The 15601-nt window shown below is 45.9% G+C and carries 14 protein-coding genes and 2 pseudogenes; 6 read left to right on the forward strand and 10 right to left on the reverse strand.

What is annotated here, in order from left to right; all coding sequences use genetic code 11:
* Positions 1 to 95: 95 nt before the first annotated feature.
* The 3 genes from AC0L66_RS16680 to AC0L66_RS16690 form a co-directional block, all read right to left on the reverse strand.
* Positions 96 to 662: a VC2662 family protein gene (locus tag AC0L66_RS16680; protein WP_473567958.1), complete on the reverse strand. Its 567-nt coding sequence runs from the start codon at positions 660 to 662 to the stop codon at positions 96 to 98.
* 186 nt (positions 663 to 848) lie between these two features.
* On the reverse strand, positions 849 to 2486 hold the full coding sequence (gene groL, locus AC0L66_RS16685) for a chaperonin GroEL (protein ID WP_250618679.1): 1638 nt from the start codon (positions 2484 to 2486) through the stop codon (positions 849 to 851).
* Between the two features lie 69 nt (positions 2487 to 2555).
* Positions 2556 to 2846: a co-chaperone GroES gene (locus tag AC0L66_RS16690; protein ID WP_102471149.1), complete on the reverse strand. Its 291-nt coding sequence runs from the start codon at positions 2844 to 2846 to the stop codon at positions 2556 to 2558.
* 233 nt (positions 2847 to 3079) lie between these two features.
* Between AC0L66_RS16690 and AC0L66_RS16695 the strand changes: the two are divergent.
* Positions 3080 to 4419: pseudogene (locus AC0L66_RS16695) on the forward strand (MATE family efflux transporter).
* A 50-nt stretch (positions 4420 to 4469) separates the two neighbouring features.
* Here the strand turns inward: AC0L66_RS16695 and cysE are convergent.
* The 4 genes from cysE to AC0L66_RS16715 form a co-directional block, all read right to left on the reverse strand.
* A complete protein-coding gene (gene cysE / locus AC0L66_RS16700; RefSeq protein WP_473567959.1) occupies positions 4470 to 5291 on the reverse strand; it encodes a serine O-acetyltransferase in 822 nt (273 codons plus the stop codon).
* A 128-nt stretch (positions 5292 to 5419) separates the two neighbouring features.
* A complete protein-coding gene (gene gpsA / locus AC0L66_RS16705) occupies positions 5420 to 6442 on the reverse strand; it encodes an NAD(P)H-dependent glycerol-3-phosphate dehydrogenase (RefSeq protein ID WP_473567960.1) in 1023 nt (340 codons plus the stop codon).
* 168 nt (positions 6443 to 6610) lie between these two features.
* Positions 6611 to 7078 carry a protein-export chaperone SecB gene (secB, locus tag AC0L66_RS16710; RefSeq protein WP_265674872.1) on the reverse strand — a complete coding sequence of 156 codons (468 nt, stop codon included), beginning with the start codon at positions 7076 to 7078 and terminating at the stop codon, positions 6611 to 6613.
* 161 nt (positions 7079 to 7239) lie between these two features.
* Complete coding sequence (locus AC0L66_RS16715; protein ID WP_265674871.1) at positions 7240 to 7674, reverse strand: rhodanese-like domain-containing protein; 435 nt, start codon at positions 7672 to 7674, stop codon at positions 7240 to 7242.
* A gap of 384 nt (positions 7675 to 8058) precedes the next feature.
* On the opposite strand from AC0L66_RS16715, the gene gpmM reads away from it, so the two are divergent.
* Both gpmM and AC0L66_RS16725 read left to right on the forward strand, forming a co-directional pair.
* Positions 8059 to 9591, forward strand: coding sequence for a 2,3-bisphosphoglycerate-independent phosphoglycerate mutase (gene gpmM, locus AC0L66_RS16720; protein WP_473567961.1), 1533 nt, complete (start codon positions 8059 to 8061; stop codon positions 9589 to 9591).
* Positions 9592 to 9716: 125 nt separating this feature from the next.
* Positions 9717 to 10848, forward strand: a pseudogene (locus AC0L66_RS16725) (murein hydrolase activator EnvC family protein).
* A 53-nt stretch (positions 10849 to 10901) separates the two neighbouring features.
* Here the strand turns inward: AC0L66_RS16725 and AC0L66_RS16730 are convergent.
* The 3 genes from AC0L66_RS16730 to zapB all read right to left on the reverse strand — a co-directional run bounded on the left by AC0L66_RS16730 (position 10902) and on the right by zapB (position 13048).
* The gene (locus tag AC0L66_RS16730) at positions 10902 to 11891 is read right to left on the reverse strand and encodes a DHH family phosphoesterase (RefSeq protein ID WP_473567963.1); all 990 of its coding nucleotides are present in this window, start codon (positions 11889 to 11891) and stop codon (positions 10902 to 10904) included.
* Between the two features lie 118 nt (positions 11892 to 12009).
* Complete coding sequence (locus tag AC0L66_RS16735) at positions 12010 to 12654, reverse strand: TetR/AcrR family transcriptional regulator (RefSeq protein ID WP_473567965.1); 645 nt, start codon at positions 12652 to 12654, stop codon at positions 12010 to 12012.
* A 151-nt stretch (positions 12655 to 12805) separates the two neighbouring features.
* On the reverse strand, positions 12806 to 13048 hold the full coding sequence (gene zapB, locus AC0L66_RS16740; protein ID WP_250618688.1) for a cell division protein ZapB: 243 nt from the start codon (positions 13046 to 13048) through the stop codon (positions 12806 to 12808).
* A gap of 336 nt (positions 13049 to 13384) precedes the next feature.
* Between zapB and glpX the strand changes: the two genes are divergently transcribed.
* From glpX to AC0L66_RS16755, 3 genes are all read left to right on the forward strand, one after another.
* Positions 13385 to 14392 (forward strand): class II fructose-bisphosphatase, encoded by a 1008-nt coding sequence (gene glpX / locus AC0L66_RS16745; protein WP_473567967.1) that lies wholly within the window; start codon positions 13385 to 13387, stop codon positions 14390 to 14392.
* A 146-nt stretch (positions 14393 to 14538) separates the two neighbouring features.
* On the forward strand, positions 14539 to 15156 hold the full coding sequence (locus AC0L66_RS16750) for a helix-turn-helix transcriptional regulator (RefSeq protein WP_265674865.1): 618 nt from the start codon (positions 14539 to 14541) through the stop codon (positions 15154 to 15156).
* A 115-nt stretch (positions 15157 to 15271) separates the two neighbouring features.
* Entirely contained in the window at positions 15272 to 15601 is a 330-nt protein-coding gene (locus AC0L66_RS16755; RefSeq protein ID WP_265674864.1) for a DUF3135 domain-containing protein, read from the forward strand.

Below are 15601 nucleotides of genomic sequence, written 5' to 3' on the forward strand. Positions count from 1 at the left end.
TAGGCATAAAAAAGCCCCAAAAACATCGAGTATTCGGGGCTTTTACCTCACGCTTTGCCAATCAACTTCATGTCATTACACAAAGTTAATCGAGGCTATTTAGCGAAGTTAATAATTGGGAAGCACTTGAAGAAACCGTTGTCGGCACAGTTAATCAAACCAATCTGAACACCGTCGATAGTATTCGTTTTGTTAAAGATACCCAATTGGAAGTTAGATTTCTTTGAGAAACTGGCAATACCGATATCAGCCATTGTGTTACCTTCCGAGTAGTTTACCGCACTCCAGTTAAGGCCTTTTACGTCGTTAGTGACGTTGACCATGCCAAGGTTAACACCCGTTGTTGAACCTGTATTCCAGTTGAAAATACCAAGTGATGCGCCTTTCATTTCTTGAGTGACTTTAGAAGCACCAAAGAATAGACCAAAGTTTACACCGATTGTACGCTGAGTTTCAGACATACCCAATACAGAAAAGTCGACACCTTTTACTTCATTCACTTGACCGTGAAGAACAGATAAACGTACACCACCAACCGCATTGGCGTCTGGCGCATTAAATCCGTTTAAAGATGAAAACATAACTGGCGTGCTATCTGCTAGCGCCATTGGGGAAATAGAGAGTGCTGCTGCCACTGCAAGGGCTGATACGACTTTTTTCATTATTTTGTCTCCACTGACATTATCATTCGTCTTCAATAACTATAGACGATGCTATTGCCGCTAACTATAGCGCATGTCAGTAAATTGTCATAACCCGTAACATATTAGCCACTCAATCGTTGATTATTGAAGCAGATACAAAAAAGCCAGAGGTTTCCCTCTGGCTCTGTCGGCAATTTCTTACACTTACATCATGCCAGGCATGCCACCCATTCCGCCCATATCAGGCATCGCTGGTGCGTCTTTTTGAGGTGCGTCAGTCACCATTGCTTCTGTTGTGATCATAAGACCCGCAACCGATGCGGCAAATTGTAGTGCACTACGCGTTACTTTTGTTGGGTCAAGGATACCCATTGCAATCATATCGCCGTATTCACCTGTTGCCGCGTTGTAACCGTAGTTACCTTCGCCCGCTTTCACGTTGTTAGCTACCACTGACTCTTCGTCACCTGCGTTTGCAGTGATTTGACGAATTGGCGCTTCCATTGCGCGAAGTGCTACGCGGATACCCACTGTTTGCTCTTCATTGTCGCCTTCAAGGCCTGCCACTTTCGATGCCGCGCGGATAAGTGCAACACCACCACCAGCAACCACACCCTCTTCAACAGCAGCACGTGTTGCATGAAGTGCATCTTCAACACGGTCTTTCTTCTCTTTCATTTCAACTTCTGTTGCAGCGCCGACTTTAATCACCGCTACACCGCCAGCCAATTTCGCTACGCGCTCTTGAAGTTTTTCTTTGTCGTAATCAGAAGTTGCGTCTTCAACTTGCTGACGAATCTGTGTTACGCGACCTTGAATCATCGCTTCATCGCCCGCGCCATCAATGATGGTTGAGTTTTCTTTAGTGATCGTCACGCGCTTGGCTTGACCTAGATCTTCTAATGTTACTTTCTCAAGGTCTAGGCCTATTTCTTCAGAAATCACCGTACCGCCCGTTAGAATAGCGATATCTTGTAGCATAGACTTACGACGGTCACCGAAACCAGGCGCTTTAACAGCAGCCACTTTCACGATGCCGCGCATGTTGTTCACTACTAACGTTGCTAGTGCTTCACCTTCTACGTCTTCTGCAATGATAAGCAGTGGACGAGATGCTTTAGCAACCGCTTCTAGTGTTGGTAGCAGCTCACGGATGTTCGATACTTTCTTGTCGATAAGAAGAATGAACGGGCTCTCTAGATCAACACTGCCAGCTTCTTGGTTGTTGATGAAGTAAGGAGATAGGTAACCGCGATCAAATTGCATACCTTCTACTACGTCTAGCTCATCTTGTAGCGCCTGACCTTCTTCAACGGTAATAACGCCATCACGGCCTACTTTTTCCATCGCTTCAGCAATAATGTTACCCACTGTCGCGTCAGAGTTTGCTGAGATAGTACCCACCTGAGCGATGGCTTTGGTATCTTTACATTCAACAGATAACGCCTTTAGTTCTTCAACTGCAGCAACCACCGCTTTGTCGATACCACGCTTAAGATCCATTGGGTTCATACCCGCAGCAACGGCTTTTAGACCTTCAGAGATGATAGATTGAGCCAGTACGGTTGCAGTTGTTGTTCCGTCACCCGCCGCATCATTAGCTTGAGAAGCGACTTCTTTCACCATTTGTGCGCCCATGTTCTGGAATTTGTCTTCCAGTTCAATTTCACGCGCAACAGAGACACCATCTTTAGTAATTGTTGGTGCACCAAAAGATTTGTCTAGTACCACGTTACGGCCTTTAGGACCCAGTGTTACTTTTACCGCGTCAGCTAGAACATTAACACCTTCTAGCATTTTGATTCGTGCGTCGTTGCCAAACTTAACGTCTTTAGCAGCCATTGTTTATTTCCTTATCTAAATTCAGTGGATAGCTTGTTTAGAGTAAAAAATTACTCAACGTCTACTTAATTATTCTACGATAGCCATGATGTCATTTTCAGACATGATCAATACTTCTTTGCCATCGATTTTTTCAGTTTTCGTGCCGTAGCCTTCAGCGAAGATAACCGTGTCACCCACTTTAACGTCCAATGCTTGAACTGACCCGTTTTCTAGAATGCGGCCATTACCTACAGCCAGCACCGTACCACGTGTTGATTTTTCTGCAGCAGACCCCGTAAGAACGATGCCACCAGCAGATTTAGATTCAACTTCTTTGCGCTCAACGATCACGCGGTCGTGTAGAGGACGGATATTCATCGGTCGTGTCTCCTGAATTAATTAATATGTTAGCTTTGAGAATGCCTTAATTCGGCTTGTGATAATTATGTTGGGGACGATTGGGTTGATCCCAAGGGGCAGGAGACAAAATTTTGTGACAAAAATAACGAAATTGAGCTTTCCCACCAACAATACATAAGGATTGAGGGGGTTCTCGCACGATTTGGCGAATTCCTGTATCCTAAGCCCCTGTTTCATCAGCGATGAATTCTATGCAAGATAAGCATGGGCTGCTCTCTGCCCCCATCCCCACAGTGCTCAAACAAATGACGGTTCCCATGGTGTTTGGCATGATAGCGATCTTGGCTTTCAACCTCGTTGATACCTTTTTTATTGCTCTATTAGGTACCCAATCACTCGCTGCGGTCAGTTTTACGTTTCCTGTCACCTTTGGAGTGAACTGCATTACGATGGGGATCGGTGTGGGCCTTTCTACCATTATCGGTCGACTGCTGGGACAAGGTAATACTCGCAACGCCGCGCAATTTACCACTCATGGTCTCATTCTTGCGGTGATCTTGGTCACCCTTGCCTCTACGCTGGGGCTCTTTACCATTGACCCGCTGTTTCGCATGCTAGGGGCCAGCGAGGATATCATTCCACTCATCGACCAATACATGGTGATTTGGTACTTCACCATCCCGCTACTGGTTATCCCTATGGCAGGCAATAGCGCCATTCGCGCCACAGGCGATACTAAAACGCTTGAGCTAAAATTATGATGCTTTCTGGGGTATTAAACGGCATTTTGGATCCGCTGTTTATCTTTGGCCTAGGTCCGTTCCCTGAACTCGGTATTCAGGGCGCTGCCATTGCGAGTGGTTTTGCTTGGTTTGGCGCTTTACTGGGTTCGCTTTTCGTCCTAACTAAACGCGAAAAACTGCTGGGGAAAATTAACCCCGCTGCGCTACTAAAAGACTGGGCAGCTATTTTAAAAATTGGTACACCGTCTGCGTTATCCACGGCGATGTCGCCTATTTCTGGCGCGATCTTAATGAAGATGCTCTCCGTTCACGGCACGGCTGCCATCGCCGCTTATGGCGCAGCGCAGCGGGTAGAGTCTTTACTCATTCTGGTGCTCATTTCTTTAAGCTCAGCTTTAACCCCTTTTATGTCGCAGAACTTTGGTGCCAAACAACCGGAGCGCAGTTTCTCAGGATTATTCCTCAGCATGCGCTTTTCAATCCTATTTCAGCTGATGGTATTTATTATGATGGTGCCACTCAGTATTCCGATTTCCGCCATGTTTTCTCAAGAAGCGGCGGTACGGGAAATCCTTTGGCATTACTTGCTCGTGGTTCCATTTAGCTATGGGTTTCAGGGGATTATCATGATGCTAGGCAGCGGACTCAATGCGCTTCACTTACCGAATAAGGCCTTTATGTGGAGTGCCATGCGTTTGTTCATATTCACACTCCCCGCAGCTGCGATTGGCAATCACTGGTATTCGTTAGAAGGGCTCTTTATTGGCGTGGCGGTGGGTAACGTTGTGGGCGGAGTGCTGGCTTATTTGTACGCAGTAAAAATACGAAAAGCCCAGTGTTCACACTGAGCTTTTACCTCTGAGCCGTTCTATTTAGATATCGCTGAATTGACTCAGGTTTAGATACCATCACCACCGACAAAAGTTTGTGATTTACCGTTAAATTGTTGGTCCATATCCAAAGACGGCATATCCGTTTTCGGCTTACCGACAATTTTCGCTGGCACCCCAGCCACAGTGGTGTGAGCAGGCACGGCTTGCAGTACGACGGAACACGAACCAATTTTAGCACCCACCCCCACTTCGATATTACCCAGGATCTTAGCACCTGCGCCTATCATCACGCCCTCGCGAATTTTAGGGTGACGGTCACCGCCCTCTTTTCCTGTGCCACCTAAGGTCACATCTTGAAGTATCGATACGTCGTTTTCGACCACCGCCGTTTCACCGACAACAATACCGATTGCGTGATCGAGCATGATACCTTTACCGATACGTGCCGCTGGATGAATGTCCACTTGGCACGCCACTGAGATCTGATTTTGTAAATACGTGGCTAATGCCACTCGCCCTTGCTTCCACAGCCAGTTGGCGACACGATAGCCCTGTAGGGCATGAAATCCCTTTAGATACAAAAGCGGCATCGAATACATAGAGACAGCGGGGTCACGATTCACTGTGGCACAAATATCACAAGCTGCGGCATCAGTAATTGAAGGGTCTGCCGCAAAGGCTTGCTCTACCACTTCACGTACCGCCATCGCTGGCATAGACGCGGTCTTAAGCTTATTCGCAAGAATATAGCTCAATGCCGCCCCTAGACTTTCGTGATTAATGATTGTGGCATGATAAAAGCTTGCCAGCATCGGCTCTTCTTCCGACTGCTTACGCGCTTCTTTTATAATGCACTGCCATACTTTTTGTTTTTCACAGTGTTTCATGTTCTGTCCTAAGAGTAGTCTCTAGCCTTAAAAGCCGTGCGTCGCGACTTCCTCATCTCGCGTCACGTTAATATAGACGCTACACATAAAGCAACAACGCATACGCTTCAGCGCTTATTTTACAACGCTTATTGCTTCTCTGCTTTTTTATCTCTTGCTAGTAGATCTTGCGCAGCGAGCATCGCATCCTTTCCTTGATACAATACTTGATAGATTTGGTCAACAATTGGCATCTCAACACCCACTCTTTGTGACAGCAACCAAACCTCTTTGGTATTACGATAACCTTCAACCACTTGACCAATTTCAGTTTGTGCAGAATCGACATCTTTACCCTGACCTAACGCTAAACCAAAGCGACGGTTACGAGACTGGTTATCGGTACACGTCAGCACTAAATCGCCAAGGCCAGCCATACCCATAAAGGTATCCGGCTTCGCGCCGATTGCGACACCTAAGCGAGTCATTTCAGCTAAACCTCGAGTAATCAATGCCGTTCGCGCATTGGCTCCAAAACCGATTCCATCCGACATACCAGCGCCAATCGCAATCACATTTTTAACGGCGCCGCCTAATTGCATACCGATAAAATCATCATTAGCATAAACACGGAATGTTTTACTGCAGTGGATCTTGTCTTGCAGCTCAGTCACAAACTGCGTATTCGTCGACGCAACAGCAATAGCCGTTGGCATTCCAGCCGCCAATTCTTTTGCGAACGTCGGGCCAGAAAGTACCGCTAAAGGGTAGCTATCACCAATAATATCGCTAGCAACGTCTTTTAGAAGACGACCACTTTCAGGCTCTAGCCCTTTGGTTGCCCAACAGATACGACTGTCTTCACGTAAGTGCGGCTTCATGCTCTCTAGCACAACACCAAATACATGACTCGGAACAACAATCAGTAAATCTTGGCTGGCTTGCACCGCTTTTTGAAGATCGGATTCAACAATGAGTGACTCAGGAAAGTCTATTCCTGGCAAAAAGTCATGGTTCGCTCGATCGGCCTCTAGGCGAGCCATATGTTCAGGATCGTGCCCCCAGATGACTACGTTTGCACCGTTTCGTGCCAGAGAGATGGCTAGCGATGTCCCGTAGGATCCCGCGCCAATAACTGTCATTGAAATATCTTTCCCGTATGCGTTACTCATAACACCACCACGTCATAGTTTGAAAGCCACAGCTAAACGTTTAGTCTCTAAAAAGTTTCATTTCTAAAGCTTAACCGTGAAAATAAAAAATGCACATCGCTAGGCGCTGTGCATTTTCAAAAAGGTTGCGAGTTCTTGCAAAGCGACCGCCCTGCGTCGAACAGCGAATTACGCTTCTGCTTGCTCTTCTGATTGAGCTTGCTGCTGAAGGTAGTTCATGAACAATGCATCAAAGTTAACTGGTGCTAGGTTCAGTTGTGGGAACGTACCTTTCATCGTTAGGCTAGAGATAGTTTCACGAGCATAAGGGAACAAAATGTTCGGGCAGAAAGCGCCAAGGCAATGTGCCAGTTGGCCCGCTTCCATTTGCTCAGCTGTGAAAATACCACCTTGCTGAACTTCACAAAGGAATGCTGTGTCTTCTGCATTCTTAACCGTCACCGTTAGACGAAGTACCACTTCGTAAACGCCTTCTCCTAGTTCACGGCTTTGCGTGTCTAGGTCTAGCTTAACATCTGGGTTCCATTCTTTTTGAAACATGTCCGGTGAGTTTGGCGCTTCAAAAGAAAGATCTTTTAGGAAGATACGTTGAATTGTGAAATTCTGTTGTGCTTCTTGAGGTGCTGCTTCAGCCATGATGAATATCCTTTATAATACGTCTAAAATTAACGAAACCGTTTTTGAGTTGTCTGGCAGACTAGCCGAGCCAATGTTTTATGACTAGGCGAGCCGCTAATTCCGTGGCATTTATCACATCCCTACGCAAGAAATGCCGCGAAAACGCTCAATGACTAGGGTTACTTCTTACCTTTAATCAGCGGCAGGTTTGCTTCGCTCCAAGCTGACAGGCCGCCTTTCAGCACATATACCTGTTCAAAACCTGACTTCGCGAGCAAGTTTGCACTCTCTTGTGCCGTTTGACCCGTCTTACATACCACAATGATTGGGTCTGATTTTTTGTTTTCAAGGCTAGGCGTTGATTCTGCTTTAATATCGGAAGGAAGTACGTTGACAGCATCCGTAATGTGACCACGTTTGAAATCGTCTTTTGAACGAATATCCACTACGAGTGCACTGTCATGGTTCATCATTTGAGTCACCTGAGCTGCAGAAACTTCTTTGTACGCGGCATTGGCAGACTTCACGAAGTTAGCAATCAGAGCTACAAAAAGGGCGGCCCAAACCACGGCCATGATCATATTTTGTTGTAAAAAATCTAAGTACTCTTGCATAGCTTGCGCTCTTAATTAGTTGAAGATGAAATTCAGACGAGGAGTATAACGGCTTCGCCGCCCTCTGGCGAGGGGGGAACTTGTTTCGAATAAATAATTGAGATCCCTCTTTCGCTATTGCAGCAATAGCGCAAAGCAATTGGTCAACATCACCACATCTGCGCTATTAATAGCTGAGCATTTAAGGAATCAATGACGTTTAGCATCTATGATTACCTCACTACAACAGCAAATGTGTGCAATTAACTTTCAAAAAACTGAAAACAAGCTACGGTAATCACAAACAATATTTGATCTGCCACTACTGTTTTGGTTAAAAAGTGTAGTAAAATTACGCTAATTTGTTTTCAGTAAAGTTATTTTAGATTCGACGAGGTTATAACTATGTCAGCTAAGAAGCCTATGGCTCTAGTCATTCTTGACGGTTGGGGATACCGTGAAGATAACGCAAGCAACGCAATCAATAACGCAAAAACTCCAGTAATGGACGGCTTGTGGGCAAACAATCCACGTACACTTATTTCAGCTTCTGGTATGGACGTCGGTCTTCCAGATGGTCAAATGGGTAACTCTGAAGTGGGTCACACCAACATTGGTGCTGGCCGAGTGGTCTACCAAGACCTCACTCGTATTACTAAATCTATCGCTGATGGCGAATTTGGTCAAAATGAAATCCTAGCCGCTGCAATGGATAAAGCCATCGCGGCGGGTAAAGCGGTTCACCTAATGGGTCTGATGTCTCCAGGTGGTGTTCACTCTCACGAAGACCACATTTACGCTGCTGTTAAAATGGCGGCTGAGCGTGGCGCTGAAAAAATCTACCTACACTGCTTCCTAGATGGTCGTGATACGCCACCACGCAGTGCTGAAGGTTCACTCAAACGCTTTGAAGCACTGTTTGCTGAGCTTGGTAAAGGCCGTGTAGCTTCTCTTGTTGGTCGTTACTACGCAATGGATCGTGATAACAACTGGGATCGCGTTGAAAAAGCCTACGACCTGCTTACTCAAGCAGAAGGTGCCTACACGTTTGACTCGGCGGTTGCTGGTTTAGAAGCGGCTTACGCTCGTGAAGAAAACGATGAGTTTGTTGCGCCAACTGAGCTACGCGCTGAAGGTCAAGAGTCTGCGGCTATCCTTGATGGCGATGCAGTTATCTTTATGAACTACCGTGCTGACCGTGCTCGTGAAATCACGCGTGCATTCGTTCCTGCCTTTGAAGGCTTTGAGCGTAAAGTATTCCCAGCAGTAGACTTTGTTATGCTAACGCAATACGCAGCCGATATTCCTCTGCTTTGCGCATTCCCACCAGCATCGCTAGAAAACACCTACGGTGAGTGGCTATCTAAAGAAGGTAAGACTCAACTACGTATCTCTGAAACAGAAAAGTACGCACACGTGACTTTCTTCTTCAATGGTGGTGTTGAGAACGAATTTGACGGCGAAGAGCGTCAGCTTGTTGCTTCTCCAAAAGTGGCGACGTATGACCTACAACCAGAAATGAGCTCTGAAGAGCTGACTGAGAAAATGGTTGCTGCTATTAAGTCAGGCAAATACGACACTATCATCTGTAACTATCCAAACGCAGATATGGTTGGTCACACTGGCGTTTACGAAGCCGCAGAACAAGCGATTGAAGCTTTGGATGCAAGCGTTGCGAAAATCGTTGAAGCCATCAAAGAAGTGGATGGTCAAATGCTGATCACTGCCGACCATGGTAATGCGGAAATGATGGTTGACCCAGTCACTGGTGGCACCCACACGGCTCATACCAACCTTCCAGTTCCTCTTATCTATATTGGTAACAAGGACATCGAGTTCAAAGAAGGCGGTAAACTGTCAGACCTAGCACCAACCATGCTATCCATGACAGGCATGAGCATTCCTGCTGAAATGTCAGGCGACATTCTTGTAAAGTAATGACACAAGTCTGATAAAACGCCGATGCTTATGCGTCGGCGTTTTTGTATGCTTGCACCTATTATCGCTTTTCAATAAAGTAGTGACCTAAGACGGACTTGCCCTCTTCTCTCAGCGGATACGACATGCACTCTAATCACAAGACGCCCTTCCTTGTTGTTCTTACGACTCTCATAATTGGGGTTACAGCTACGATTACACCGCTAAACAGCGCGGCAAACCAAAATGAGCTTTCTGGAGTAAAAAGCGAGATAAAGCGTCAACAGCAGGGGTTAAGCCAACAACAAAAAGAGTTAGATAAGCTGCAAAAGGCGTTACGTGAGCAAGAAATTGGTATCTCGAACATTGAAAAGACTATCCAATCTACCACCTCACAACTGGCCACCGCTAACCAAAATATTGATAACCTGCATCAGCGTGTTATTGCTCTCACTGAACAAAAAAAGATTCAGCAAAAAATATTAGCCGAGCTCGTCCAGACGTATTACATCACCAAACAAAACCGTAATACCTCTAGTATGTTTAATAACGACTCCAATGACGATCGCATCAGTCAATACTATCAACATCTTGCTGCCGCTCGGGCCGACACATTAGAACAACTCTCCACCACGGAACAACAACTTGTTGAAAGTGAAAGAGCCCTTGAATTAGAACGTAACCAAATCGCGCAACTGCTTCAGCAACAAAAAGACAAACGCGATGCATTGGCGAAAAATCAGCGTAGCCGAAAAAGCACCCTCAGCAAGATTAAGAAAAGCATCTCCGGTGATAAAACCTACTTAACTGAATTGCAGCGTAATGAGACCCGCTTAAAAGCCGAGATCGCCAAGGCTGCCAAACGTAATCAAGTGCCAATGGATGGACTCGCCAGACAAAAAGGCAAATTGCCCTGGCCAATCAAAGGCAGCGTTTTACATAACTTTGGCACCAAGCAAACCTAGTCAAGCGAACTGGAAAGGCATGGTTATTTCAGCTAAATACGGCACACCCATCAAGTCGGTTTATTCGGGCACGGTCGTCTTTGCTGATTATTTACGAGGCTATGGGCTAGTTGTATTGCTTGATCACGGCAAAGGTGACATGACACTCTATGGTTACAACCAAACGCTACTCAAAAAAGAAGGGGACAAAGTCGCCGCTGGAGAAACCATCGCACTGGCTGGTGACACAGGTGGGCAATCCAGAGCCTCGCTCTATTTTGAGATTCGCCGCAACAGTAAAGTTCAAAACCCGAAAAGCTGGCTAAAACGCTAGTTCGGTAGCGTCGTTCCGGCAAACCTTACTGATAGTCCGTGACAGACGTTCTTTTACTGCCCTTCTTTTACTTGATAATAAGCGAGCGCCGTATCAATAAGTCGCTGAATACAAGCTCGCGGTAGCTGGTTGATTCCACCCGCGGCTTCTCTCCCGCCCCCAGTATCAAATTGACTACAAATCGCAGCCGCACCTTGCTTATTGTTCAATGGCGCGCGCACTGACACCGTATAACAAACCTGATCATCCTCCCCTCTTAGATCTCGCTCGACTAAAGTAATATGCGCACGCGAAGGGTTGAGGTTGGCAAGGTCATTAATATACGTCCCTGACATACGTCTTGCCGCCGCCGTGGCAGGTAACGACACGACTTGGAGTGAGGCAGAATCAAATAACGTCGTCGCTTGACTCAGCGCCGACTGATCTTTTTCAAATGCCGCTAACAAGGTGTAATAAGGGGAATGAGTATCGTCTCTGCATTCAAAAGGGGTACGATAGCGTAATAGCTGCTTATATAAATCCACCGGAGGAATGTGTAAATCCTCCAACTTTTCTCCATAGCCATTATAGTTAACCAAAGTGCCTAATTGGCGCAAGAAACGCCTATCAACATCGTTGAGATTTTCTTTGTCTGCCAATGACTCCGCACTGGCAATCATATTATCTCCATACGCTGCCGTGATCGCCCATAATCGGTGTTGGTCTGCAAGTTGGTCATTGACGATTAAGGCTGTACAGGTATTCGCATCTAGATTGATATGGCTGGTCAAATACGCCGATTCTGGTGGCTCTGTCGCCTTATGGTGGTCAATATAGGTGACGGGGATCTGGTGGGTGAGCAGAGCATTGAGTGCAGCTCTATTTTTATCCATCGAGATATCAAGCACGGTTACAGAACTGGCCTTTTGGAGCGAGACGCGCTCAAGCAACGCAATATCACGTTTAATACCGGAGATGAGCTCACTGGGTCTAGGATCTGATAACCTCAGTTGTAACAACGACAATATTCCATCCGCATCACCATTAAAAACGTCGTAGTGCATCTTGCATCCTTTCATCTGAAATATTGGCTCTAAATAACAATAAACCCTACTGTGACAGCAGGGTTTATTGAAATACGAATTGGCTATATGACATGAGTGAATGACGTGTCGCCGATCACTAGGTATTCGCTCCACCCATCATTTTCACGCCATCTTCAAGCAACGAGAGCTGCTCTTGACCTTTCGGTGTCGCTACTGGTTTCACTACATTAATCATATGCAGCATCCCTTGCTGAATCACCTCTTCGGTGATCTTAGTCTTGGGAGACATCGCGGATTGGTAACTCAGCCACCCCACAGCCATCATATGTAATGTCGTCACCATGGATTTGAGTTCTTTTTCGTTCAAGCAAAGTAATTCAAGGTCAACAAAAGCACGAAGTATATTCACTAAATTTCCTTGCAGCCTCTCTTGCACCACAATGTACTCTTCGTGCAGTTTTGCGTCTCGCTGTAAGATCTCAGGCAGGTTCGCGTAGAAAAAACGGTACTTCCACATAAGGGTGAAAATCGAATTAAGGTAATGCTTCAGCAACGCTAAGCTTTCTTGCTGCCCCTGGACGGGCGTAAATCGCTCGATCAACTCCTGAGAATAAAGCGTAAAAATATCTCGCACAATTTCTTGCTTGTTGCTGAAGTGGTAATACAGGTTACCAGGACTGATTTCGATATAAGCAGCGATATGGTTGGTCGTCACATTACGTTCACCGTCTGAATTGAATAACTCTAGGGCGGCATGCACTATTTTATCACGCGTTTTCATTCTCAATTATCCTTTGCCTGTTTTGCGCTAGTATACGTGTTCAACTTGTGAGCGAAAGTGTGAGATCGCAATAGTCTGACTGGTTCGACCAACTGAATACAAAAAAAGCACTCACAAGGAGTGCTTTTCACAAATCTAAGGGACTGACGATTTATTCTACTTCGTCCATTTTACCAAGAAGGTTACGGATGCGTTCTTGCCATTGCGTATGCTCACGCTGCATCACTTCAGCCTTTTGCTCAAGTTCTTCGCGGCTGCTACGCAGCTCGTCAGCTTGACTAGTCAGTTGAACTTTCTCTTCCTTCAACTCTTCAACTTCCATTTGAAGAAGAGCGATAGTGTCAACTGCAGTTTGAATTTTTGCTTCTAGTTGTTCCAGTACTTCAAAAGACATCTCGGCCTACCTTGTTAAATTCTATGTAATGAAATAGCTTCATTCTACGTTGCCCCATTCTACTCAGCCTCGAGAAGATAGACACGCCCTATATTGCAGATTTTTCACTATTCGGTCAAAAAAACGACGTAAACTAACAAAAGAGGTAATTAAACCATACCGACTGATCGCAACTAAGCCTTATTATTCAAGGTCTCCTACGACGATTTTGATAAATAACCCACTAACCGCCCTCAGGTTTGCGCAGTATCAAACAAAAAAGCAAACGTTTCCTTCTTGGTATGTTAAAATTCGCGCCGTAAATTCTTTTGTCAACTTTCATCTATTGGAGTCAATATGAAGCGCGATTTAGCGATGGCTTTTTCACGAGTTACCGAAGGTGCCGCTCTGGCTGGTTATAAATGGTTAGGGCGTGGCGATAAAAACGCTGCGGATGGGGCTGCCGTTGAGGTGATGCGTACCTTACTGAACAAAACCGACATCAGTGGTGAAATCGTTATCGGTGAAGGTGAGATTGATGATGCACCAATGCTGTACATTGGTGAACAGGTTGGCATTGGTGGCGACGCCGTTGACATCGCGGTAGACCCGATTGAAGGTACGCGCATGACAGCAATGGGACAGTCAAATGCCTTGGCTGTGCTTGCTGCTGGAGAAAAAGGCAGCTTTTTAAAAGCCCCTGACATGTACATGGAGAAACTGGTTGTCGGCCCTGGCGCTAAAGGGGCTATCGATCTAAACCTGTCACTCACCGATAATTTAACCAATATTGCTGCTGCACTCGGTAAACCTTTAGACACATTGGTTGTGACCACGCTCGCGAAACCAAGACACGATAACGTTATTGCTGAAATGCAAGCTATGGGTGTTCGCGTCTTTGCCGTGCCTGATGGTGATGTGGCCGCTTCAATCCTAACCTGTATGCCAGACAGTGAAGTGGATGTGATGTACTGTATTGGTGGCGCACCTGAAGGCGTGGTATCGGCTGCAGTTATTCGCGCACTTGATGGTGATATGCACGCACGCCTACTTCCTCGTCATGAGGTCAAAGGCGACAACGAAGAAAACCGTACAGCGGGTGAGCTTGAGTTAGAACGCTGTAAAGAGATGGGCGTTGAAGCCAATGTCTTACTACGAATGGAAGATATGGCTCGTAGTGACAATGTTGTTTTCTCCGCGACTGGTATCACTAAAGGTGATCTTCTAGAAGGCATTACACGCCAAGGTAACATTGCTACAACTGAGACACTGTTGATTCGTGGCCGTTGTCGTACTATTCGTCGTATTAAGTCTATCCACTACCTAGAGCGAAAAGACCCTGAGATCAGAGGCATTATTCTGTAGTGTCGATGGGGTAACAAAAAAGCGCTGCAACGACAGCGCTTTTTGTTGCCATCCACTTGATAGTAAATAATTTGCTTTATAAAGCTTATCGGCCATAATAGCGTCAGTTATTGATTCTCACTGCACCTGAACGACCGGACAACGACATGAAAGCAACTGACCACATCATTGATATCATCAAGCGCGAAGGTGCGGTCACAGCAAAGCACGTTGCACAACGACTCAACATCACCACAATGGGCGCTAGGCAACACCTTCAATCACTTGAAAGTGACGGTTTGCTGCACATTGAAGATGTGAAAGTCAAAGTCGGACGCCCCAACCGTCACTGGTCTTTAACAGACAAAGGTCATGCGAACTTCTCCGATAGACACGCCGATCTTACCGTTCAATTCATTGATGCTATTGAGACAGTTTTCGGCTCCGAAGGGCTAGAAAAAGTGGCAAAAGAGCGTGAATTAATCACCCTTGCTAACTACGCTGAGCAGTTGATAGGACTCAGCGATCTCGAAAGTAAAATCATCAAACTCACCGAATTACGTGAGAAAGATGGTTATATGGCAGAATATCAAAAAGACCATTCCAGCTTTATTCTCATTGAAAATCACTGCCCTATTTGTAAAGCCGCGAGCCGATGCAAAGCCCTGTGCCAATCCGAACTCAATGTCTTCCAGTCTCTTGTTGGTGAAAATACTCGTGTCGAACGTGATGAGCATATTGTTTCTGGTGCTCGACGCTGCGTCTATCGTTTCACTCAGCGATAAGCTCCCAGAGCCCTGTGTCTTATTATTGAGACAACTCACATTTAAACTGTGACTTTGATCAATAACTCCTAACCTCATTGTACATGCATGGAGCAATGCTAGATGAGGATGAATCATGGCTGATCCACTTACTCTACCTTCTTTCGATGAACTTGCCGCAATGGCAAAGCACAATCCCGAACAACTCAGTCGCTTACGTCAAAACCTGTGTCAGGAGCTTATTGAGTCTTGTTCAACACAGATGCAGCCTCGACTGCAAGCTCAACAATCTCACATTGAACGAGTGCTTAGACGCGCTAGCAACCCTATTCATGCCAACGTACTATTACGACAAGAGCTGCTCCGACAATTTGTAAAGTTCTCACAGGCACTCAATGGTGAATTGAGTAAAAAGCAACCGAAAGCCACCATTTTACCGTTCAACAAGAAAGAAGACTGGCGATAA

This window comes from Vibrio sp. GJ43-1 (assembly GCF_055808835.1).

What these genes read in the sequence shown, in the direction of transcription:
- AC0L66_RS16680 (WP_473567958.1), bottom strand. Translation starts at nt 662, where the DNA reads ATGAAAAAAGTCGTATCAGCCCTTGCAGTGGCAGCAGCACTCTCTATT.
- groL (WP_250618679.1), bottom strand. Translation starts at nt 2,486, where the DNA reads ATGGCTGCTAAAGACGTTAAGTTTGGCAACGACGCACGAATCAAAATG.
- AC0L66_RS16690 (WP_102471149.1), bottom strand. Translation starts at nt 2,846, where the DNA reads ATGAATATCCGTCCTCTACACGACCGCGTGATCGTTGAGCGCAAAGAA.
- cysE (WP_473567959.1), bottom strand. Translation starts at nt 5,291, where the DNA reads ATGAAACACTGTGAAAAACAAAAAGTATGGCAGTGCATTATAAAAGAA.
- gpsA (WP_473567960.1), bottom strand. Translation starts at nt 6,442, where the DNA reads ATGAGTAACGCATACGGGAAAGATATTTCAATGACAGTTATTGGCGCG.
- secB (WP_265674872.1), bottom strand. Translation starts at nt 7,078, where the DNA reads ATGGCTGAAGCAGCACCTCAAGAAGCACAACAGAATTTCACAATTCAA.
- AC0L66_RS16715 (WP_265674871.1), bottom strand. Translation starts at nt 7,674, where the DNA reads ATGCAAGAGTACTTAGATTTTTTACAACAAAATATGATCATGGCCGTG.
- gpmM (WP_473567961.1), top strand. Translation starts at nt 8,059, where the DNA reads ATGTCAGCTAAGAAGCCTATGGCTCTAGTCATTCTTGACGGTTGGGGA.
- AC0L66_RS16730 (WP_473567963.1), bottom strand. Translation starts at nt 11,891, where the DNA reads ATGCACTACGACGTTTTTAATGGTGATGCGGATGGAATATTGTCGTTG.
- AC0L66_RS16735 (WP_473567965.1), bottom strand. Translation starts at nt 12,654, where the DNA reads ATGAAAACGCGTGATAAAATAGTGCATGCCGCCCTAGAGTTATTCAAT.
- zapB (WP_250618688.1), bottom strand. Translation starts at nt 13,048, where the DNA reads ATGTCTTTTGAAGTACTGGAACAACTAGAAGCAAAAATTCAAACTGCA.
- glpX (WP_473567967.1), top strand. Translation starts at nt 13,385, where the DNA reads ATGAAGCGCGATTTAGCGATGGCTTTTTCACGAGTTACCGAAGGTGCC.
- AC0L66_RS16750 (WP_265674865.1), top strand. Translation starts at nt 14,539, where the DNA reads ATGAAAGCAACTGACCACATCATTGATATCATCAAGCGCGAAGGTGCG.
- AC0L66_RS16755 (WP_265674864.1), top strand. Translation starts at nt 15,272, where the DNA reads ATGGCTGATCCACTTACTCTACCTTCTTTCGATGAACTTGCCGCAATG.